Raw genomic sequence first — 20467 nt, forward strand, 5'->3', positions numbered from 1 at the left:
CGCATACACTGATTACATATTATCAAGGAAATGTTCCGTGCCAAGCCGCAAATGTATGACCTTGTCATACTTCTTCTTTATGGCATGTCTGAACCTTCTCGCCTCACTGTGTGAGAACATTCTCTCAAGATCCGCTTCTCTGAGTATCGGTTCATCACAGAGTATCTTGTACTTGATGTTCCAGTCATACATAAGACTTGTGCAGTTATCTATGCTCACCCGCAGCATCGTTCCTTTGTTTTTACCCATGAACACGCTTCTGTTCCATCTGTGTTTTGCAACCGAATTCTTGGCATCAAATACAACCTCAGCCCCCGGATACTTCTTCCATATCGCATCCAGGAACAACTTCAGCTTGTCCTTGTCAAAATATCTCATCATATCGTATACAACAAACAGGATCGCCACATTCTGAGGCTTCTGCACTTCATCAAGCCATTCGTAATCAAATATTGAACTTCCTATGTTGACCTCTCTGTCCCGGATCTCCATGTATTTTCTTCTTATATCTATGCGCTCCGGGAGATCAACATTGTACCACTTTATACGGCCGTTATCCACACGGGAAAACATGGTATCCAGTTCGCATCCGACATTGACGATAATTCCGTCCGCATATCTGTTTATGAAGTTTCGGACCCTCTCGTCCACAGCGACCAGCCTCTCCATCATGACTGTCCTGTCGTAAAATGTGTATCTGGCATTCCTCTTCTTATGCTCGATGCCTAATTTGTCCGTGAGCTTTATGGCCTCGTTGTCCTCATATAACTTTGGATAACGCTCCGCCATCATCGCCCTGCACCAGATGTCATTCTCTATGTCAGCAGGTACAAAATCCGAATCTCCCTTGATGCAGCCGGCGATCTTCTTCATGATGGTCTTGCACTCCGGTATGAGGGGATGCTCGAGATAATCGTGTGTCACCGCATAATACTGATAGTAATGCACCTTCATATTCGTCCTGCTTGCGTTATCATACAGCCTTCTGGCATAGCAGTTGAGCATGTCGTCATTTGTCGTGAATATATCCATCTCATCGCATATATCCGTTATGTCGTAATACACGGGACTTGTCATATCCGTCCTGCCTGCCGCATCCTTCACCCAGTAAGCAGAGAGGAAATGCTTTATCCCCGGCGTGTAGTAATATCTGTACATAAAACGGCTCTTGTCACTCATCTTCTGTTCAAGCTCCGTGTCCTCAAATTCCGTGTCAAGAACCGGGGAGCACAGTATGAGCTTGTCCGGTCTTCTCCTGCCCTTCTTCCACAACTGTATGGCAAGCGATAACGCCAGACAGCCTCCGGATGAATGTCCGAGAAGCACCAGACGCTGGACATCCTCCGAGTCACACAGCTTGTCATACGCACCCGTAAGCATATCCAGTGCCTCTGTCACCGAATGCTCCGGCGCAAGCGGGTATATCGGAACCACCGCCCCATAGCCGGTTCTCTCCACCGTGTCGAACACAAACTTCCATTCATTGTGTGTTATCCTCGACACAAATCCTCCGCCGTGTATATACATGAAGAACTCCGTCGCCCTGCCGTCTTTAGGCATCACATAAAAGCACAGTCCGCCCTTCTCAAACACCGATCTGACCTTAAACTTATCTTCATTATAAGAAGGCGGATTATAATCCTCTTTTTTGTGAAGCTTAACCGCTGTTTTATATATGTCAGAGGCTTTCATATGCCTGTCATCAAGCATGACGTGCCCCATCTTTTCTATTGCAATAGTTAAGTAATTCTGGCTCTCCATTGTCCACCTTTCCAAATGTCCGGTCTACAACTCTCTTTCAGTTATTTTTGCACATGTCAATAATATAATCAAGAAATGATTTTATTTACTGTTGCAATATTGTCAATTTATGATATTATAATTGCGGTAAACAGGATGCATACAGCATAGAAAGGCAAATCTTATGAATATTACGATGTTAAAGAGTAAGATACACCGCGCAGTTGTAACTCAGGCTGAGCTCAATTACGTCGGCAGTATAACTGTAGATTCTGAGCTTTTAAAGGCCGCCGGAATCCTCGAGTATGAATTAGTACAGATTGTTGACATAGAAAATGGTAATCGTTTCGAGACATACACCATAGCCGGAGAGCCGGGATCAGGAGTTATGTGCCTCAACGGTGCTGCTGCCCGTCAGGTCCAGGTCGGAGATCACATCATTCTCATGTGCTACGCATCAATGACACCTGAGGAGGCAAAGGAGCACACGCCTAAGGTCGTATTTGTAAATGATGACAACTCCATCTCACGTATTACCGATTACGAGAAGCACGGAGAGCTTTTCAGCTAGATCCTATATAGAATAAAAAGAACTATTCGTTTTAACTAAAGACGAATAGTTCTTTTTTATATTCGGATATGACCGGTCTTATCTGTCGGCATCTTCAAGGATAAGTCTGCACATCTCCGGCACATTTACCTCATCCATAATTATGTCTGCTTTTATGTCTCTGTCGGCATCATCCACCGGGGATATATTGGAGTGTACATAACAGGTGTGGAGTCCGACCTGCTTCGCCGCCAGCACATCACATACCGCGTCATTTCCCACCATTATGGATCTGTTCGGATTGATATGATTTCTGTCCAGGAGCTACTGATAGAACGCTGCATCCGGCTTCATTGCACCGAAATCCGAAGAGAGCGATATATCTGTAAAATATCCCTCTATGCCAAGTGACTGAACCTCAGGGAAGGTGAAAACTCTCTGTGCATTTGACAGAACGTATAATTTCTTTCCGGCCTGCTTGAGCTGTTCGAGCATATCCGTCACGCCGTCATACAGTCTTATATATCCTGTAGACGCCTTGCGGAACTCCTGAGCCGCAGCCACTGTCAGCTCTGCACAATCGGACGGTGTCTGATCTTTTTTCAACGTGAGCTGCTCAAATACCTCAAGTATCTGTATCTCAGGGAATTTGAACCTCTTCTTTGCCATGGCCTGTTCTGCGCGTCTGATCTGTCTCTTGTACCTTGATCTGAGTCCTGCCGGATTGTATTTCACTCCGTGCTGCGCATAGAACTCACACATATGTTTCCATACAGCGATGTCCTCCTCATCAGTGTGAATGTCTATCAATGTTCCATATAAGTCAAATATAATATTGTCGTACACGTCATACCTCCGGGTAATTCTTTATTTTTTAGCGATAGCAGGCTCTCGCACCGCCAATGTATTTTGCACGGGTTCTCGCCATAACCACATGTGCGCTTCCAACCATGCTGTGCTCAGATCTGACCGGAACGGCCACCGGCGCAAGATGCATGCCTATGAGAGTATCTCCTATATCAATGCCTGCCTGTGCCTGTATAGCCTCGATAGCCACTGGCTCCTTCATATCTGCGTATGCCGCTGTGGCAAATGAACCGCCCGCCTTGAGCTGTGGCACAACATTGACTATCGGTATCCTGTTCGCCTTTGCATATTCCTTCTCAACTATTATTGCCCTGTTCAGATGTTCACAGCACTGCGCCGCCATGTAGACACCTGTGTCTTTGAGTTCATCGAGTATTGCTCCCGCTATACATTTGCCGATCTCCTCACTGGAGAATGAGCCTATCCTCATATTTGCAACTTCGCTGGATGAGCAGCCGACCACCAGTGCATCGCCGGGTTCAAGTCCCGCAACTGCAAGAAGATCCTTCACAGCGCCGCGGACCTCATCTTCGATCTCCTTCAAATGGTCAAAGGCTTCTGTTGAAACGCCCTGTCCCGCAGGTCTGAGTCCTTCCTCAATGCTCGTAGGTTCAGCTTTCTCCGGCTCAGAAATATCCTGAACCTCCTCATATTCATCCTTATCTATGGACACCGGCACACCGGTCTTGCCGAGCACAGTCACGCCGCCGTACCATGTGCTGTCCACCTTGAGCACATCGCCCACTTCATATTCCATTGAGTATTCATCTTTCTTTTTTATTATCTTCACCATCTTTGCCATGTCACAGATCTCCTTTCCTGTACATTTGCATTTACATGCGCTTTATTATCTTATATAGAAGAGAGCCATACATAACTCTCATAACCTCTTCGTATTCGTCCCGTGTCACGTACTCTCCGTAGGTCATCATCTCATATGTAACACCGGCTTCTCTGACCTGGTAATCCAGGCAGGACAGGCCATTGCGCTCGTAGAACGCCTTTCTCCGGCACCTCTGGTCGTAATTCGGCGCATTCTCATCAAGGGGCTCGATATTCAGAAACAGCTTCTGATCCGGATACTCTGTTCTCACCCTTTTTAATATTGCAGAGCCGTATCCACCATCTCTTGCCGATTCATCTATCGCAAGGAACATGAGCGTTTTCACCCTCTCATCGCCTATCACATATGTCAGTCCGACAAATCTGCCCGAGTCCACAACCGCACGAAACCTCGCCTTTCCCTGTCTGCATCTTCTGGTGAGCATCCACATAGGAGGTCTTTCTTCCCTTGGGAACGCAGTCACGAACAGGTGCTTTACCTGTTTTCTATAATTATCAATATCAACAAATTTTAATTCCATATTATAACCTTCTAAACTCAGTCGTTCTATCTGTCAACATATTTTATCTGGACATCTCCCGATGTGGTATCGACAATGCACTTGTTTTCATTTTCCATATGGGACTCAGGTATGTCCACCTCTCCGCTCTTGCTGTTCACAAGGAAACGTTTCTCCGACAAGAATGATATATCCACGTTACCACTCTCCGTCGCAAACCAGAGCATATGTCCATCGCACGCATCTACATTTATATCTCCTGAAGATGTCATGAACTGTCCAACCTTTGCCGCCTTTATATTATACCCCTCAAGCAAACCCTTGCCCGCAGATATTATGACATTGTCGCCGTGGACGTTCATTATCGAAAAGTCGCCGCTGCTGCCATTCACCTTCACACTATCCGCATCCACAGAAGCCATGGTGACCTCACCGGAATCTGTGACGACATTTACATTTTCTGCGGTTATATTGGACAGATACGCTCCGCCATTCACCTCAGTTACTTCAAATGTCCCACAGGATATCTGCACACTGGACACAAGAGTTCCCGTCTTCGAGGTCATGGATATATCTCCATACTCTCCCTCCGGTATACTCACCACGACATAAGGATCGTCTCCAAAGCCTATGTCTGAGCCAAATATCCTGTTGTCGGCACAGGTCATGACCAGCGCATCATCCTGCACCGTCACGGAATGTATGACGTCGGGCGAATCAAAATATGTGATGTGACATTTGTCATCGTCGGATTCCACCAGTTTCACATCCATGTCGTCTGCCACCTGTATGTTAATGTTCCGGAACTTCTCAGTTATGGTCATCTCTTTTTCTGTGTAAGAGTTTTTCGCTTTTGCCTTTTTTTCTTCTTTCATCGTCATACGCGCCTGTCTTCCAAGCCCGGCGGATATGATCACCGCAGTCAGCATGACTCCGACCACCAGAACAACTATGGCCCGCATGATCCATTTTGCAACTTTCAAATGCATTTACCTCAATACAAATATGTTTTACATCCACCCCATTATATATACAAAACGGATGTATTGCAAATCCTGCAATACATCCGCGTGTTGTAACTCTATAATTCTATATATCCAGTGCCATGTGGTTCATTATTTCTTAACCACAGTATTTTTTGCAGCACTCCATGTTGAATAATATGTCACCTTGCCGGTATCCTGTGCCCAGGCGGTCACTTCCGGCATATTCACCGTGGCCAGCATCATAGCCGCCGACAGTGCAAATGCCATAAATCGTTTCATCCTTCTCATAAGCCGCTCATTTTATTCACATAATTTTTTTGACAACATTCCGGAAAAATTATACCGCCGATGGAACCAGGCCCCTCCACTATCTCTGCCTAAAATAGAAAAAATCCACAGGTCGGCTGACATTTGCCAGATATCCTGTGGATCCTTAGACTTCATTATCACTATACAATTATTTCCCCAGCGTGTTCGCCCTGTTGTCGATATTCTTCTGGAAGTTGATGACCTTATGGTCATATGGCTCATCCATCAGCTTGGACTGGATCATAAAGTCCGCTGTGGCTTTGTTGTTCGCCATCGGTATGTCGTACACCTGAGCGATACGGAGCAGAGCCTTCACATCCGGATCGTGTGGTGCTGCCGTGAGCGGATCAGAGAAGAATACTACAAAATCTATCCTACCCTCAACAATCTTCGCACCTATCTGCTGGTCTCCTCCAAGCGGACCGCTGTTGTAGCCCTTCACCTGAAGATTTGTCCTGTCTGTTATCATGCGGGCTGTAGTTCCCGTTCCACACAGCTCATGCTGGCTCAGTATGTTCCTGTTGTCCTCGCACCATCTGATGAGCTCTTCCTTCTTCGCATCATGGGCGATAAGAGCTATCCTTTTCTGCTTTGGTATGGTCATTGTGATGTAATCTGCACTCATGTCTGTACCTCCTGTTCCTGCTATTTGCGAGCATTACTCCCATACCCTTACTCTACCCAATCCATCCATCATTTTCAATATAAAACACTATAATACAGAAAAAATTTACTGCATTATTACATTTGCAATTTTGCCGAACTTTCCTCTGTTTTTTCTCCCATCTGTGTGGTATTCTCTTATAGGACGCTTTATAAATTTAAGTATTCTTACTTATTACATTATTTCATAAAGAGATACACAGACAAAACCATATGTCTGTTCAATTATAGTTTAAGGAGATTCACAAGATGAGAAAAATTGGCTTTGACAATGACAAATATCTGTCCATGCAGTCTGAGCATATCAGAGAGAGGATCGGACAGTTCGGAGACAAGCTGTATCTGGAATTTGGTGGAAAGTTATTCGATGACTATCACGCATCCAGAGTCCTTCCAGGATTCGCTCCGGACAGTAAGCTTCAGATGCTTCTCCAGCTTGCAGACCAGGCTGAGATGATCATATCTATAAATGCTGCCGACATAGAGCGCAACAAGATCAGACACGACCTCGGCATCACTTACGATCAGGATGTCATCAGACTTATAGGCGTATACAAAGAAAAGGGACTGTATGTGAGCAGTGTGGTAATCACCAGATACGCTGGACAGTCTTCTGCGGATGTTTTCCAGAAGAAGCTTGAAGCAATAGGGATCAAGGTTTACCACCACTATTCAATCGACGGATATCCAAACAACGTAGAAAAGATCGTCAGCGATGAGGGATACGGCAAGAACGAGTATGTTGAGACTACCAGACCTCTCGTCATCGTCACAGCACCTGGCCCTGGAAGCGGCAAGATGGCTACATGCCTCTCCCAGCTCTACCATGAGAATAAGCGCGGTGTGAAGGCTGGCTATGCAAAGTTTGAGACATTCCCTATCTGGAATATTCCTCTCAAGCACCCTGTAAACCTGGCATACGAGGCTGCAACTGCCGACCTCAACGATGTGAATATGATCGATCCGTTCCATCTGGAAGCATACGGTGAGACTACAGTCAACTACAACCGTGATATAGAGATCTACCCTGTCCTTGCGGCTATGTTCGAGGGAATCTACGGACACTGCCCATACAAGTCACCTACAGACATGGGTGTCAACATGGCAGGAAACTGCATCGTTGACGACGAGGCTTGTCAGGAGGCTTCAAAGCAGGAGATCATCAGAAGATATTATCAGTCCGTGAACAGATTTGTCAGAGACGAGGCTACAAAGGATGAGGTCTACAAGCAAGAACTCATCATGAAGCAGGCAAAGATCACCGTGGATGACCGCGCCGTTGTCCCTGTTGCTAACAAGCTTGCCGAGGAGACCGGTTCTGCTGCCGCTGCACTTGAGCTGCCAGACGGAACCATCGTCACAGGTTCTACCTCAGACCTTCTCGGACCTTCATCAGCAGTCCTCCTGAATGCCATCAAGATACTTGGCGGCATCGACAAGAAGACACACCTGATCTCAAGAACATTTATCGAACCTATACAGAAGCTCAAGACTCAGTACCTTGGCAGCAAGAATCCAAGACTCCACACAGACGAGGTTCTCATCGCCCTGTCCATGTGTGCAGTATCAGATCCAAATGCCAAGCTTGCTCTGCAGCAGCTTCCAAAGCTTGCCGGATGCCAGCTTCACACATCTGCCATACTGTCGGCGGTTGATATGAACACATTCAAGAAGCTTGGAATCGAGTTCACGAACGAAGCGGTGTATGAGGGTAGGATGTAAGCGCATAATATTTTCGCATTTTTATGAAAAAACGGCAGAAAGATACAAAATAATTTAAAATTGTATCTTTCTGCCGCTTTTTTGCTGTTTAGCGATAATTTTGTGATATTTTGAACATCCAGCTACTCTTCAGATAAAAACAGTGTGTTATCTCTTCTCCTTATACATCATGAGATGTGCCACCATAAGAAGTGCACTGGATATCCAGATCGACTTGAACCCCAGATGCAGCGTGCACACGCCGCCAGCTCCGGCGCCAAGTGCGAATATGATGATGATTCCATAATAGTGCATGGCCTTTCTGAGTGCCCCAGGCTCTTTGTCCCTGAGGTATACCGACAGACTCTCCGTTCCGCTTCGGAGATTTCCTATACACATCGTGCTGGCATAGCCGTAGCCATTTACTTTTCTGAAAGTCTGAACCTGCATGGAGCAGGCAAATGACACAAGCATCGTGGCGAGCAGATTGAACCTCACCGGTATGAATCCAACCGCAAACAATATCACGATCTCCACCAGCACAACTATCTGTCTCCAATGTATGCGGGATGCATTCTTGTATCTATGGCTTATCCTCTCCGCCACCAGCACGCCAAGTGCAAATGCGATCAACGGAAAAAGGTATCTCAATGCAATCTTAAAATCTCCCATCATAAGATGCTGGCTCATGAGAACCACATTTCCTGTCTGGGCGTTGGAGAACACCTCATCTCTGGCATTGTATGTATATGCATCCTGAAAACCTCCTGACAGTGCAAGTATGGCACTTAACAGAAATGTCTCGGATGTCTGTCTGAGTTCTCTGTTCTTTCTTAGCATACGCATCGTCTCTTTTCTATCTATATTTAATATTTGCAGTCTGTCTCATGCAGTAGGTAGTTCCCTGATACAAACTGCAATCCAATTAAACAAGATAACACAAATTCTTTATTTTACAATATGTATTCTTTTATAAACATTCTGTTAAATATCCTTGGCTGTTATTGCATTTTTTACCATAACAAATTATTATACTTACACAACTTGACAAATGCAGGTTCTATGCTATTCTATAGTCATATGGAGAGTCCTGCCAATTATATAAGTGGACATTCAGCAGAATAGCGTCACCTTTCAGGTGAACTATAAAAAGGACTATGTACGCATAGTCCTTTTACATTTTATAAGGAGGCATATTGAAACACGAATTAAAATTATATTGGATAGATATGAAATATATCCGCAATCTACACGCCAAAGATGACAGAATATACAACTCAAGTCCACAACTAGCTAAACATACTCGACCATATATCGGAATTATAGTCACTTGTAATGGTCAAAAATATTGTATACCATTAACATCCTTCAAACCAAAACACGAAAACATGTCTGATAGGATTGATTTTTCTCGAATTATTATAAATATCAAAATCATCGCCGCTCTCAATTTCAGCAGAATGATTCCAGTTGAAACATCCCAATTATCAAGAATAGATACCAAAATAAGAAAGCACGATACCTCTGAAATTGCCAAAAGAAAGCAACTCTACAGGCAGGAGCTCCAATGGTGTAATGAAAATTACGACAAAATAGTCAACAAAGCCAACGTTCTTTACAACAAATACATGTCCGGCGAATATTTTAAACGAAGGCATGATTGCTTAAACTTCGCAGAATTAGAAAAGATATGCAAGCACTATAATTCACAATAAAAACCGCCACAGTCGGAAACCCATCCGGCTGCAGCGGTTTGCTATCCTTTATATTACAATTTACATTGCCTTCTTATATATCTCAGCGATCTCCTCCTGTGTGAATACCACAGGGTTGTTAGCTATGCTGGCTGCCGAAACCTTCATACAGTTCTCAGCCATCCAAGGAATATCCTTCTCCTCTATGCCGAGGTCTGAAAGCTTGACGTCAAGATCAAGATTCTTCAGAAGAGTTCTGATCTTCGGTGCCAAATCATCCGCCGTGATACCTCCAAATATTCTGGCGATCTTCGCGAACTTGAAGTGATCTCCCTTGTAGGATGCCTCGATGATAACTGGTGTCAGAGCTGCAAGTCCCTTGCCGTGAACTATGTCCTTAAGGCCGCTGGCCGGATGCTCCATTCCGTGAGCCAATGTGACTCCGGCTGTGTTGATGACCATACCGCCTATGGTGCTGGCCAGTGTTATCTTCTCCCAGCTCTCCTGGGTTCCTCTGCCCTTATATACATCCACAAGATTGTGGACTATAAGATCAATCGCATACAGTGCAAGCGCATCTGTAAATGGCTGCGAGATCTTTGATGTGTATGCCTCCATGCAGTGGCACAGTGCATCAAATCCAACTGCCGCAAGCACATGCTTTGGCATGGTCTTCATGCAGTCCGGATCCACGATGGATACCTTTGCCACGATGGCATTGCATCTGAGTGACTTCTTGTCGCCATTTTCCGGATTGGTGAGAACCGCAAATCCATTTCCCTCTGAACCTGTTCCACAGGTTGTAGGAATAAGTACAAGTGGAAGTGCCGTATCGCTGACCTTTCTGCCAAATATGTAATCGTTGATATCTCCATCATTGAGTGCCAGGAACGCTATAGCCTTTGCACAATCCATGATGCTTCCACCACCTATGGCAACGACCACATCACAGCCATTTGCTTTGGCAAATTCTGCACCTTCCATAGCTGTTGTAGTGAGCGGATTCTGTGCAACCTTATCAAACAGTGCAGTCTCAAGACCTGCTGCTTTCAGACTGTCATTTACCTTGTCATACAAGCCTGACTTCTTTGCACTGCTACGGCCTGTGACGATGAGCGCTTTCTTACCATACGGCTTAGTGAGTTCACCGGTCTGGGCAACCTTTCCGGTACCAAATGCAATATTTACAGGAAGATTGTAGTTGAAGGCAATAGGCTGAACAAATTTTGTCTCATCCTCCTCAGCCATAACAAGCTCGATAGCAGCCTTGACCTCTTCCTCTCTGTTCTCTTTCTCATCTACGATCTCATCATCAATGAGGACATCGACATGTGAAGCGAATTTTTCTTTATATTTAAGCTTACATATTATGAAGAATACCACACCAAGAAGTGACCAGCCACCCGCCATAGCCCATTCCTGCCATACGAGTGCACTTCCTGAATTTGGAACTATGTACATCACAACCATAAAACCAGACATGAGAACTGCCAGCGCACCAACGATCTTATAATGCTTAACCTTATATGGTCTCTTCATATCCGGTGCCTTCTTCCTGAGTATCAGGAACGAAAGGGATACCATGCAATATGCAAGACAGCATCCAAAGTTACCTGCGTCAACTATCCATACCAGCATCTTACGGCCTGCAAGAGGTGCGAGAACTGAGAGGAAACCGATAAGGTAAAGTGCATTTACAGGTGTCTTGTGCTTCTTGTGAAGCTTTGCAAATGTCTTCGGGATCATGTATGACTCTGCCATGGAGTACATTGCACGGCTTCCTCCGATGAGGAATGAGTTCCAGCTAGTAACGATACCGCACATACCTCCTACAATAAGAACTTTCGACATAATACTGCTGTTGAACGCCTTTGCCATGGCATCCGCTGTAACAAGACCTGATCCATCCATGGATGCAGCTACCTCAGATGAATTCATGACATAACCTACACCTATGATGATAAGCGCATAGAAAAGAACCGCAAGAACAATTGAGAGTATCATGATCTTACCGATTTTCTTGAGAGGTACATTGATCTCCTCTGCAGCCTGTGGGATTACGTCGAATCCAATGAAGAAGAATGGTGTGGTAACAGCAACTCTGAGGATAGTCTTAAATATCTCCCCTGTGGAGTCTCCGTTGAACATCTGTCCGTCAAGGTTTGAAGCATCTCCTGTCACAACTGATGCAACTATGAGAAGAATACCAACACCGCCGATCACAACTGTAAGTATGGTCTGCAGAAGTGCTGCTGTCTTCGCGCCCTTTATATTGATATATGTTATAAATATCGCAACTATTATTGCAACCGCAAGCCACGATGCATAGATATCAAAACCTGCCACCGTGTACAGATATCCCTGAAGGAACTTTGGATATATATATGTGATGATGGTTGGAAGTGCACACGCCTCGAAACATACAACACTGACATATCCAAGTACGATACCCCATGTACATATGTAAGAACCTATAGGTCCCATAGCCTTATAGCTGAACACATGCTCGCCGCCGCACTGAGGCATGGCAGCTGTAAGCTCTGCATATGTGAGTCCAACGAAGAATACCATCACACCGCCAAGTGCAAATCCGATGGCCGCTCCTATTACTCCACCTCTCGTGATCCAGTCGCCTGAGGATACTACCCAGCCCCAGCCGATCATGGCTCCAAAGGCTATCACCAGTATGTCCCAGGCAGAAAATACTTTATCAAATTCTGATTTTTTTCCTGCCATAATATCATCCTTTCTAATACATCCAAGCACACCATCCACAGTTTGTTAAAATGTTAAAAAAATGGCGTCAGGAATCACACTTTCCGTGTTCATCTGACGCCATTGTCATTTTCTATATTCGCGATGTAGTTGGAATTGCATATATATGTTAATTCACAATTTCTTTTATGCTTAATCCTCAAATCTCAGATCTATCATCTGAAGTATGTACTTTGCAGTTTTCTCAAGGCCAAGTACACTGGAGTCTATCATCATGTCTCGCATGCTGCAGTCTCTCATATCTCCACCTGTCATGTAGTTATATCTGGAACTGAGCATCCCATCGTTGTACTTGACAAGCTCAGCCGCCTTGTCATGATCAAGCCCCTTCTTCTCCATGACATACTGTATCCTCTTTTCTGTAGGTGCATATATGAATACATTCAGACAGTCATCTCTGTCCTTGAGTATATAATTGCTGCACCGTCCTATGATGATACAGGAAGATTTCTCTGCAAATTTATTGATAACCTCAAACTGCTTATAAATAACCCTGTTTGTAAGGTTTGCATATCGCGGTCCAAAGCTTGTATCAAATTCATACTTGACTGTCTCGCCCTGATCCGCCTTCTTGACAAGATCTCTGTCAACGCCAATCTCCTCAACGACCTTATCTATCAGATCTCTGTCGTAATACTCAACTCCCAGAGATTTCGCTACCATCTTGCCAATCTCTATTCCACCGCTGCCATATTCACATCCAACGGTCACAACAAAATGTTTCATCTACATCGCTCCTTCCAGGGGCTTCGCGTTTCCCCTATTTACTTAATTCTGCCACTGCATCTGTGATGATCTCAACAGCCTTATCACACTGCTCTTCGTTCACGATAAGTGGTGGGATCATACGGATTATATGAGCTCCGATGGCTGTGATCAGAAGCTTTCTGTCAAGACATCCATGTTTTACATCCACACCGCCGATCGTATCATCAAACTCAACACCAACCAGGAGCCCCTGATGTCTTACTTCCTTTACATGTGGGATCTTCTCAAGCTTTGCTGCGAAGTAATCTCCCATCTTCTTTGCATTTCCTGCAAGATCTCTGTCAAGCAGCTCATTTACCTCTGCAAGTGCTGCTGCACATGATACAGGATGTCCACCAAATGTTGTTCCATGTGAACCAGGTGTAAATGCCTTTGCAACCTCAGCGGTTGCACATATAGCTCCAATCGGCATTCCGCCGCCGAGAGCCTTTGCCATGGACACGATATCCGGCTTGATTCCGTAATTCATGTATGACATGATATTTCCTGTTCTGCACCAACCTGTCTGAACCTCATCTATAAGGAGAAGCATGTCATTCTCATCACAGAACTCTCTGAGTCCCTTCATGAATTCCATTGTTGCAGGATGTACACCGCCCTCGCCCTGTACAGGCTCAACCATGATCGCTATAGTGTTCTCTGTACATGCATCCTTGAATGCCTGAAGGTCGTTGTAAGGTGCATATGAGAAGCCGTATGTCATAGGACCAAATCCCACCTGGCAGCCATTTCCCGGCTGACCTGTTGCTGACATGGCGCCGAATGTTCTTCCATGGAAGCCCTGCTTTGCAGTCACGATATGGTAACGGTTTGGACCATACTTCTCAATACCATACTTACGGGCCATCTTGATCATAGCCTCATTGGCCTCTGTTCCTGAGTTCTGGAAGAATATCTTGTCCATTCCAATAGTCGTACAAACCTTCTCAGCAAGCAGTGCCTGTGGAATTGTGTAAGGATAGTTGAATGTGTGCATGATGTCACCGACCTGATCCTTGACAGCCTCAACAACCTTCTCATTGCAGTTACCTGCGCTGTTTACTGCGATTCCGGCGTAGAAATCAAGATATCCGTTGCCGTTCTCATCATATATGTACATGTCCTTTGCTGTCTCAGCGAGGAAATCGAAACGCTCATATGTCTCGATCATGTACTTGTCTACCTTGTCCTTAATGTCCTGAAATGTTAATCCTGTGTCTTTTAATTTCATAATCCTTACCTCCACTACATTTTGTAAAATCAGAAGAATCATGGTGCCGGATCGTTTTTGTCCCCAAGCATCAAAAAAAGGCAAAGGAGACTGCGGACGAATGTTCGTCCAGGCTCCTTTGCCTTAAATTCTTGTTCTTTATATTTGACACACTTAAGATACCACTCAATATAATACATGTCAACACCTTTTCTTAATTTTCTTAAGATTGGCTTATTATCTGACTTTATTTGTATTACCATGCACTTCAGAACATTATTTTATTGAACATTTTGTGCATTATATTGGACAGATGATAATCTTTTACAACCACATTGTATGTACATTATTTTACACTTAATACCGCTCATATTTCCATGTTAGTGATAGTCCAGGAATACACATATACAGCTCACCTTTTCATTCCCATCGTTGCTGTACACATGAACCTTATCAGTCTCAAACCTGTATATCTGGTTCTTGCCGACCTTCTGTTTTGTATCACCTGCCTCAACAGTCAGAACACCCTCTGTAACCGACAGGTATTCTCTTGTCTTCTCACCATGGGAGCCGCTGACATATGTGCCTCCCGGCTCAATGTCTATACGATATATCTCCACCTCATGGCTGTCCTCATACGGAAAACACGTCCACACTTTATACTGTCCCTTTGCCTCCTTGATTGGAACAAGCTCCTCTGGATTCACAAGACAGGCCTCCATGGGCGGCGGATCAATAAGTTCATGAAACTCAACTCTGAGGCCGCTGGCTATCTTGCCCATTACACCCAGAGACGGATTAGCAGTGCCCTTCTCAATCTGCGCCAGCATGCTCTTGCTGACACCCGTCTGCTCAGACAGCACATCCAGGCTCATACCTTTGGAGGTCCTCATTCTATTCAGATTCACAGCAACATTATGTGATAAATAATCCATCGTACCCCTCCCGCTCAACATTATCACAAGGCATTTCCCGCTTTCGCGGGTCCTCCTTGTGATATATTATGTCGTGTATCTTCTAATTTTTCAAGCGTCTACTTAGACGCCGCCTCCACTGCTGCCTCGAAGATATCCAGGCCGGCGGCAAGCTGCTCATCTGTGATGACAAGCGGTGCAAGGAATCTTATGACATTATTGTAAGTTCCTGCGCCCTCAACCAGCAAGCCACGTTTCCAGCACTCGGTGATGACCGCAGAGGTAAGCTCAGGAGCAGGCTCCTTGGTCTTCTTATCCTTGACAAACTCTATTCCTACCATTCCACCGAGTCCTCTGACATCGCCAACGCACTCATACTTCTCCTTGAGCTCATTGTATCTTGCCACAACCTTCTCACCAATCTCACATGAACGTCCTGCAAGATCATCTCTCTCCATGATCTCGATAGTCTTGAGGGCTGCTGCACAGGCAAGCGGATTTCCACAGTATGTACCGCCTATTGTTCCAGGAGCGACAGCCTCCATGATCTCTGATCTTGCGATGATGGCTGACAGCGGAACACCTGCTGCTATAGACTTGGCTGTTGCTATGATATCAGGCTGTACGCCTGCCTCCTGCCAATATACACTGGCAAATATTCTTCCTGTTCTGCAGAAACCGCTCTGTACCTCATCCGCAATAAGAAGGATTCCATGGTCATCACAGAGCTTTCTGACAGCCTTTACCCACTCGATAGGTGCAGGTATGAAACCACCCTCGCCCTGAAGAGGTTCAACAACAACTGCCGCAATGGTATCTGCCGCTGCGCACTGTTCAAATACATCTGTGAGCGAATTCATATAGTAATCAAGAGCTGCCTCCTGTGGCATTCCCTCAGGATTCCTGTAGTAATATGGGAACTGTGCCCTGAACACTCCATTTGCAAGCTCACCCATCCCCTTTGCATAAGCCTTCTTGGATGTCATGGCCATTGTGTAATGTGTTCTGCCGTGGAAAGCTCCCGAAAATACGATGATATTTGGTCTCTTTGTAAAGCTCTTTGCAACCTTTACAGCATTCTCATCAGCTTCAGCACCACTGTTTGCGAAGAACACCTTCTTCTCGTCGCCCTTTACTGGTGCAATGGACGCAAGCTTCTCAGCGAGTGCCACATATCCCTCATGGGTTACCACATTGAACATGCCGTGGAAATATTTGTCAGCCTGTGTCTTGACAGCCTCAACGACCTCCGGCTGTGAGAATCCGATATTCAGGACTCCGACACCACCTATCCAGTCTAGGAACTTGTTGCCATCCACATCCTGTATCATGGCACCCTCACCCTTGTCTATAACAACCGGATACGCACACCTAATGGCAGATGGCACTGCCTTCTCTCTTCTCTTTATTACCTCCGCTGCCTTTGGTCCCGGCAGTGTCTCTGTGATTATCTCTGGTAAATCTGTTCTAAGCATAATTTTGTCCTCCTTTATTTTTTCAACCAGCAGCCTGTGCACCAGGGTCAGGCTTCCTTTCTGAAACACCGGCTGTCTTTTTTACTCTGCATATAGAATCGCACAACCGTAGGTGTTATGCCATATTCCCCAGGCACAAAATATTAGAACGCATTTGTGCTCATAGCACATTTTCCACCATTGACACAGGTCTGATATGCAGTAATAATAATATATAATGTGCTTTTCGCAAGACTATATATGTGCGCGTAATACAGGAGGGAACACTGACATGGCCATTTTTCTGAGAGATTTGTACTATGATACCAAACGAAAATACAACCTTAACCTGATATCCGGTGGAAAGGGAATGGAGAACATCGTAAGCTGGGTATACATATCAGAGGATATATCCACATCGACATTCTTGAACGGAGGGGAACTCATCATCACAACCGGCGTGACCTCCGGTGAACGCGAGGACTGGCTCAGGGCATTTATCAAAGAGCTCATAAAGAGGGGAACCTGCGGACTCATTCTGAATACCGGCAGATATATATTTGAGGAGGACATAACCGATGAGATCGTCAGACTGTGCTACCGCTATTCATTTCCTCTTTTTACCATGCCATGGGATACAAGGATATTCGATATCACCCACGACTACTACAACAGGATATTTGAAGACTCCAGGGATGATGGCAACATGACCGCAGCATTCCAGAATATCCTCATGGGGAATTCCCTGACCGACGAGCAGACTGACACAATAAAAGGCTCCGGATTCAACAATGGCTGCTACAACGTTCTGTCCATCGATACAGAAGCAACAGATGAGTTCATGTATATCCTGCAGAAGGTCTGCAACAATACAGATCTTGTCTTCCATGCATTTGTATATGATGGCAATCCGACAGTTATCCTGAGATTCCCTTTCTCCGGATCCATCGCAGACAAATGCAGTGACATCGCAGAGGCTCTGGCGGCAAGATTCCCAGACTACAACATACATATGGGTTCCGGAAGCCCGGTTCTGTCCCTGACAGAACTCCCCTTGAGTTACCGCCGTGCAGTTTCTGCAAGGGAATTTACCGCAGACAACATATATTGTGATTACAACAGTCTCGGATTCCTGCGTATTCTTCTGGAAGTTAATGATGCCCAGCTCATAAACTCATTTATCGCAGAGCAGCTCGGTGGTGTCATAGAGTACGACAAAAACCATCACTCAGCTCTGACGGACACTCTGTACGAATATCTTAAGTGCAGCGGCAGTGTTCAGCACATCTCTGAGAAAATGTTCTGCCACAGGAATACGATAAATTACAGGCTCCGGATAATAAAAGAAGAGCTGGAATATGATCTCTCCAATGCGGAGGTCAGATTCCAGCTCATGGCTGCATATAAGCTCAGAGAGATACGAAAAGTATAACTCTCTCCAATTATATCCATTACATAAAATGTGCATACACCGATGCGAGTATGACCGTAAGTATTCCTGTAACTGCAATCGACAGACTACTCATGGCTCCCTCAACCTCGCCGATCTCCATAGCCTTGGCAGTTCCGATGGCATGGGCTGATGATCCCAGGGCAAGTCCCTTTGATATAGGTTCTTTGATACGGAATATCTTGAACACGATCTCTCCGATTATATTGCCGATCACTCCAGTCACAACTATGACTGCAACCGTGATGGTCACATATCCGCCAAGCTCTTCCGAGACACCCATTCCGATAGCTGTGGTTATGGACTTCGGAAGAAGTGTCACATAATCTTTATGGGAAAGTCCCATGACCTTGCACAACACAAGGACTGTAGTCAGACTCGTTATAACTCCGGCAACTATACCGCCGAGCACAGCCTTATAATTGTGCTTTAAAAGCTCCCACTGCTCATAGAGTGGGATTGCAAGACACACTGTAGCCGGTGTGAGGAACCAACTCAGATACTTTGCGCCTTCATTGTACACATCGTAATCCACATCAGCCACAACCAGCACCACTATAGTCACTATGATGGACACCAGCAGTGGGTTAAGTATAGCTATCTTAAGTTTCTTTTTAAGTACACTTCCAAACATATATGCCAGAAGGCTTATAGTCACCCCTGCAAATATGGACGATTCAAACATATCACTCATTTTCAGTCTCCTTCTTCCTGTCTCTCCTTATTATAAGCTGTGATACCCAGCCTGAAGCAAGCATGACCGTTATGACGACAACCACCGTTATGACGCTGACTGGCACAAGCACAGGCTTAAGCGTTCCCCACGACGACATAAGGCCCACACCAGCTGGTATGAACATGACCGGCATGATCTCTATAAGAAACTTGCCCACTCTCTTCACATCTTCCAGCTTGAGAATCTTGGTCTGTAGGCAGATAAACATGATAACCATACCATATATACTCGCCGGAATCGGTAGTGGAACTATGTACTTAAGTATCTCACCGATAAAGGATATGGCGAGGATTATAAGAAACTGCTTCAAATATTTCATCTTTTTTGTCTTCCTTCTATATAATATATTTATCATACACATATGGAGCAACGATTCACAACTTTGGTATACATGCCTGTATACAGTCTCCACATATCGGGCCTTTTTCATAAAAAAGGAGGTTCGATACACAGATATAATTACTCTGTATATTCAAACCACCCTTTAACCCTTTGATTATTATATTCTCACTCTGATTTTATTCAATAGAATATTCTGCTTTTTCTAATTTTTGATAAATATAACAAATTTTTTAGTACAATCCTAGAATTTTTCGTAAATGTTTCTATCCGCTATTATACTTGCAATAATCTCATCCTACGAATTTTTCATGATCACTGTGTTCACAATATCCGCCGCGTGCTCGCACACATCCATACAGTTCTCTATGCAGGCATATATGTTTTTCCACACGACCACTGTTCGAATATCGCTCTCACCGTACAGCCTGTGCATATTCTCCACATACAATCTGTCTCCCTGCTCCTCAAGATCATTTACCCTGATTATGCTCTGCTCGATGGTCTTTGAGTTCTTGAATCTCTTCAATTCTCCGATCACATCCTGCAGCGCCTTGATGCACTCGAGGAGCAGCTCTACCATCTGGGGTACATCCTCTCTGATAGTATCCACATTGCACATATAAATCTGCAGGAACACATCCTCAACAGCATCGGTAATATCATCCAGATAGTTAGACAGGGCAACCAGATCCTCCCGTTCTATAGGTGTTATGAATGCCTGACTGAGCACAGTCATCATCTTATGTTTCTTGCCATCGGCCTTCTGCTCAAGCTCATGCATACGATCAAGGTCTTCCTTGATGGTGTCCACCGAAAAATCCACGACTACGTTCTTCAGAAACTCCGCAGCCTGATACGAGATCTCCACACATGTATTCAGATTCTTAAAATAAAACTCGTCCTTTTTCTTCTTCACAATATTCTCTCCTTATAATCAAAACTCTATATTCGTAGGTGATTGAAAAACTCATAAGCTGTAATAGTGT

21 protein-coding genes are annotated in these 20467 nt (G+C 44.9%); 4 read left to right on the plus strand and 17 right to left on the minus strand.

Annotation, left to right across the window (positions count from 1 at the left end; translation table 11 throughout):
- Positions 1–12: 12 nt before the first annotated feature.
- The gene (locus tag DW159_RS06280) at positions 13–1761 is read right to left on the minus strand and encodes an alpha/beta hydrolase fold domain-containing protein (protein WP_022216758.1); all 1749 of its coding nucleotides are present in this window, start codon (positions 1759–1761) and stop codon (positions 13–15) included.
- A 163-nt stretch (positions 1762–1924) separates the two neighbouring features.
- Between DW159_RS06280 and panD the strand changes: the two genes are divergently transcribed.
- On the plus strand, positions 1925–2311 hold the full coding sequence (panD, locus tag DW159_RS06285) for an aspartate 1-decarboxylase (RefSeq protein ID WP_015534201.1): 387 nt from the start codon (positions 1925–1927) through the stop codon (positions 2309–2311).
- A gap of 78 nt (positions 2312–2389) precedes the next feature.
- On the opposite strand, the gene DW159_RS06290 is transcribed toward panD, so the two are convergent.
- The 7 genes from DW159_RS06290 to DW159_RS06315 all read right to left on the minus strand — a co-directional run bounded on the left by DW159_RS06290 (position 2390) and on the right by DW159_RS06315 (position 6420).
- Positions 2390–2611, minus strand: a complete 222-nt coding sequence (locus DW159_RS06290; protein WP_330410622.1) for an HAD hydrolase-like protein — start codon at positions 2609–2611, stop codon at positions 2390–2392.
- A gap of 3 nt (positions 2612–2614) precedes the next feature.
- Complete coding sequence (locus DW159_RS06295; protein ID WP_158547584.1) at positions 2615–3136, minus strand: HAD family hydrolase; 522 nt, start codon at positions 3134–3136, stop codon at positions 2615–2617.
- Between the two features lie 28 nt (positions 3137–3164).
- Positions 3165–3701: a TIGR01440 family protein gene (locus DW159_RS06300; protein ID WP_117550523.1), complete on the minus strand. Its 537-nt coding sequence runs from the start codon at positions 3699–3701 to the stop codon at positions 3165–3167.
- Positions 3702–3990: 289 nt separating this feature from the next.
- Positions 3991–4521, minus strand: a complete 531-nt coding sequence (locus DW159_RS06305; RefSeq protein ID WP_117549505.1) for a GNAT family N-acetyltransferase — start codon at positions 4519–4521, stop codon at positions 3991–3993.
- Positions 4522–4547: 26 nt separating this feature from the next.
- The gene (locus DW159_RS06310) at positions 4548–5483 is read right to left on the minus strand and encodes a DUF4097 family beta strand repeat-containing protein (RefSeq protein ID WP_158547585.1); all 936 of its coding nucleotides are present in this window, start codon (positions 5481–5483) and stop codon (positions 4548–4550) included.
- Between the two features lie 132 nt (positions 5484–5615).
- On the minus strand, positions 5616–5753 hold the full coding sequence (locus tag DW159_RS13605; protein ID WP_158547586.1) for a hypothetical protein: 138 nt from the start codon (positions 5751–5753) through the stop codon (positions 5616–5618).
- Positions 5754–5943: 190 nt separating this feature from the next.
- Positions 5944–6420 (minus strand): methylglyoxal synthase, encoded by a 477-nt coding sequence (locus tag DW159_RS06315; RefSeq protein WP_055147786.1) that lies wholly within the window; start codon positions 6418–6420, stop codon positions 5944–5946.
- A 287-nt stretch (positions 6421–6707) separates the two neighbouring features.
- Between DW159_RS06315 and DW159_RS06320 the strand changes: the two genes are divergently transcribed.
- On the plus strand, positions 6708–8180 hold the full coding sequence (locus tag DW159_RS06320; protein WP_015534206.1) for a DUF1846 domain-containing protein: 1473 nt from the start codon (positions 6708–6710) through the stop codon (positions 8178–8180).
- 147 nt (positions 8181–8327) lie between these two features.
- On the opposite strand, the gene DW159_RS06325 is transcribed toward DW159_RS06320, so the two are convergent.
- Positions 8328–8999, minus strand: coding sequence for a YoaK family protein (locus tag DW159_RS06325; protein ID WP_055224431.1), 672 nt, complete (start codon positions 8997–8999; stop codon positions 8328–8330).
- 356 nt (positions 9000–9355) lie between these two features.
- Here DW159_RS06325 and DW159_RS06330 point away from each other — a divergent pair, with 356 nt between their 5' ends.
- Complete coding sequence (locus DW159_RS06330; protein ID WP_117549509.1) at positions 9356–9874, plus strand: type III toxin-antitoxin system ToxN/AbiQ family toxin; 519 nt, start codon at positions 9356–9358, stop codon at positions 9872–9874.
- A 60-nt stretch (positions 9875–9934) separates the two neighbouring features.
- On the opposite strand, the gene DW159_RS06335 is transcribed toward DW159_RS06330, so the two are convergent.
- The 5 genes from DW159_RS06335 to DW159_RS06355 all read right to left on the minus strand — a co-directional run bounded on the left by DW159_RS06335 (position 9935) and on the right by DW159_RS06355 (position 16974).
- Positions 9935–12589 carry a bifunctional amino acid transporter/iron-containing alcohol dehydrogenase gene (locus DW159_RS06335; protein WP_117549511.1) on the minus strand — a complete coding sequence of 885 codons (2655 nt, stop codon included), beginning with the start codon at positions 12587–12589 and terminating at the stop codon, positions 9935–9937.
- A 171-nt stretch (positions 12590–12760) separates the two neighbouring features.
- Positions 12761–13354 carry a cytidylate kinase-like family protein gene (locus DW159_RS06340; protein ID WP_022058945.1) on the minus strand — a complete coding sequence of 198 codons (594 nt, stop codon included), beginning with the start codon at positions 13352–13354 and terminating at the stop codon, positions 12761–12763.
- A gap of 34 nt (positions 13355–13388) precedes the next feature.
- Positions 13389–14606 (minus strand): aspartate aminotransferase family protein, encoded by a 1218-nt coding sequence (locus tag DW159_RS06345; RefSeq protein WP_022058946.1) that lies wholly within the window; start codon positions 14604–14606, stop codon positions 13389–13391.
- A gap of 359 nt (positions 14607–14965) precedes the next feature.
- Positions 14966–15520: an XRE family transcriptional regulator gene (locus DW159_RS06350; RefSeq protein ID WP_022058947.1), complete on the minus strand. Its 555-nt coding sequence runs from the start codon at positions 15518–15520 to the stop codon at positions 14966–14968.
- 98 nt (positions 15521–15618) lie between these two features.
- Entirely contained in the window at positions 15619–16974 is a 1356-nt protein-coding gene (locus DW159_RS06355) for an aspartate aminotransferase family protein (protein ID WP_117549513.1), read from the minus strand.
- 271 nt (positions 16975–17245) lie between these two features.
- Here DW159_RS06355 and DW159_RS06360 point away from each other — a divergent pair, with 271 nt between their 5' ends.
- Positions 17246–18385, plus strand: a complete 1140-nt coding sequence (locus DW159_RS06360; RefSeq protein ID WP_158547587.1) for a PucR family transcriptional regulator — start codon at positions 17246–17248, stop codon at positions 18383–18385.
- A gap of 19 nt (positions 18386–18404) precedes the next feature.
- Here the strand turns inward: DW159_RS06360 and DW159_RS06365 are convergent, their stop codons facing one another.
- The 3 genes from DW159_RS06365 to DW159_RS06375 form a co-directional block, all read right to left on the minus strand.
- The gene (locus DW159_RS06365) at positions 18405–19097 is read right to left on the minus strand and encodes an LrgB family protein (RefSeq protein ID WP_015534210.1); all 693 of its coding nucleotides are present in this window, start codon (positions 19095–19097) and stop codon (positions 18405–18407) included.
- A complete protein-coding gene (locus tag DW159_RS06370) occupies positions 19090–19458 on the minus strand; it encodes a CidA/LrgA family protein (RefSeq protein ID WP_117549516.1) in 369 nt (122 codons plus the stop codon). Before DW159_RS06370 ends, DW159_RS06365 begins: the two co-directional genes overlap by 8 nt.
- 318 nt (positions 19459–19776) lie before the next feature.
- Positions 19777–20397, minus strand: coding sequence for a DUF47 domain-containing protein (locus DW159_RS06375; RefSeq protein ID WP_158547588.1), 621 nt, complete (start codon positions 20395–20397; stop codon positions 19777–19779).
- Positions 20398–20467: the final 70 nt, after the last annotated feature.

The sequence above is a fragment of the Coprococcus sp. AM14-16 genome, from assembly GCF_003434675.1.
GTDB lineage: Bacteria > Bacillota > Clostridia > Lachnospirales > Lachnospiraceae > Coprococcus > Coprococcus aceti.

Bases quoted from the DNA above. Each gene is read 5' to 3' on its own strand.
- DW159_RS06320 (WP_015534206.1), top strand. From the start codon at position 6,708: ATGAGAAAAATTGGCTTTGACAATGACAAATATCTGTCCATGCAGTCT.
- DW159_RS13605 (WP_158547586.1), bottom strand. From the start codon at position 5,753: ATGGCATTTGCACTGTCGGCGGCTATGATGCTGGCCACGGTGAATATG.
- DW159_RS06325 (WP_055224431.1), bottom strand. From the start codon at position 8,999: ATGCTAAGAAAGAACAGAGAACTCAGACAGACATCCGAGACATTTCTG.
- DW159_RS06360 (WP_158547587.1), top strand. From the start codon at position 17,246: ATGGCCATTTTTCTGAGAGATTTGTACTATGATACCAAACGAAAATAC.
- DW159_RS06365 (WP_015534210.1), bottom strand. From the start codon at position 19,097: ATGAGTGATATGTTTGAATCGTCCATATTTGCAGGGGTGACTATAAGC.
- DW159_RS06305 (WP_117549505.1), bottom strand. From the start codon at position 4,521: ATGGAATTAAAATTTGTTGATATTGATAATTATAGAAAACAGGTAAAG.
- DW159_RS06315 (WP_055147786.1), bottom strand. From the start codon at position 6,420: ATGAGTGCAGATTACATCACAATGACCATACCAAAGCAGAAAAGGATA.
- DW159_RS06370 (WP_117549516.1), bottom strand. From the start codon at position 19,458: ATGAAATATTTGAAGCAGTTTCTTATAATCCTCGCCATATCCTTTATC.
- DW159_RS06335 (WP_117549511.1), bottom strand. From the start codon at position 12,589: ATGGCAGGAAAAAAATCAGAATTTGATAAAGTATTTTCTGCCTGGGAC.
- panD (WP_015534201.1), top strand. From the start codon at position 1,925: ATGAATATTACGATGTTAAAGAGTAAGATACACCGCGCAGTTGTAACT.
- DW159_RS06340 (WP_022058945.1), bottom strand. From the start codon at position 13,354: ATGAAACATTTTGTTGTGACCGTTGGATGTGAATATGGCAGCGGTGGA.
- DW159_RS06355 (WP_117549513.1), bottom strand. From the start codon at position 16,974: ATGCTTAGAACAGATTTACCAGAGATAATCACAGAGACACTGCCGGGA.
- DW159_RS06280 (WP_022216758.1), bottom strand. From the start codon at position 1,761: ATGGAGAGCCAGAATTACTTAACTATTGCAATAGAAAAGATGGGGCAC.
- DW159_RS06350 (WP_022058947.1), bottom strand. From the start codon at position 15,520: ATGGATTATTTATCACATAATGTTGCTGTGAATCTGAATAGAATGAGG.
- DW159_RS06345 (WP_022058946.1), bottom strand. From the start codon at position 14,606: ATGAAATTAAAAGACACAGGATTAACATTTCAGGACATTAAGGACAAG.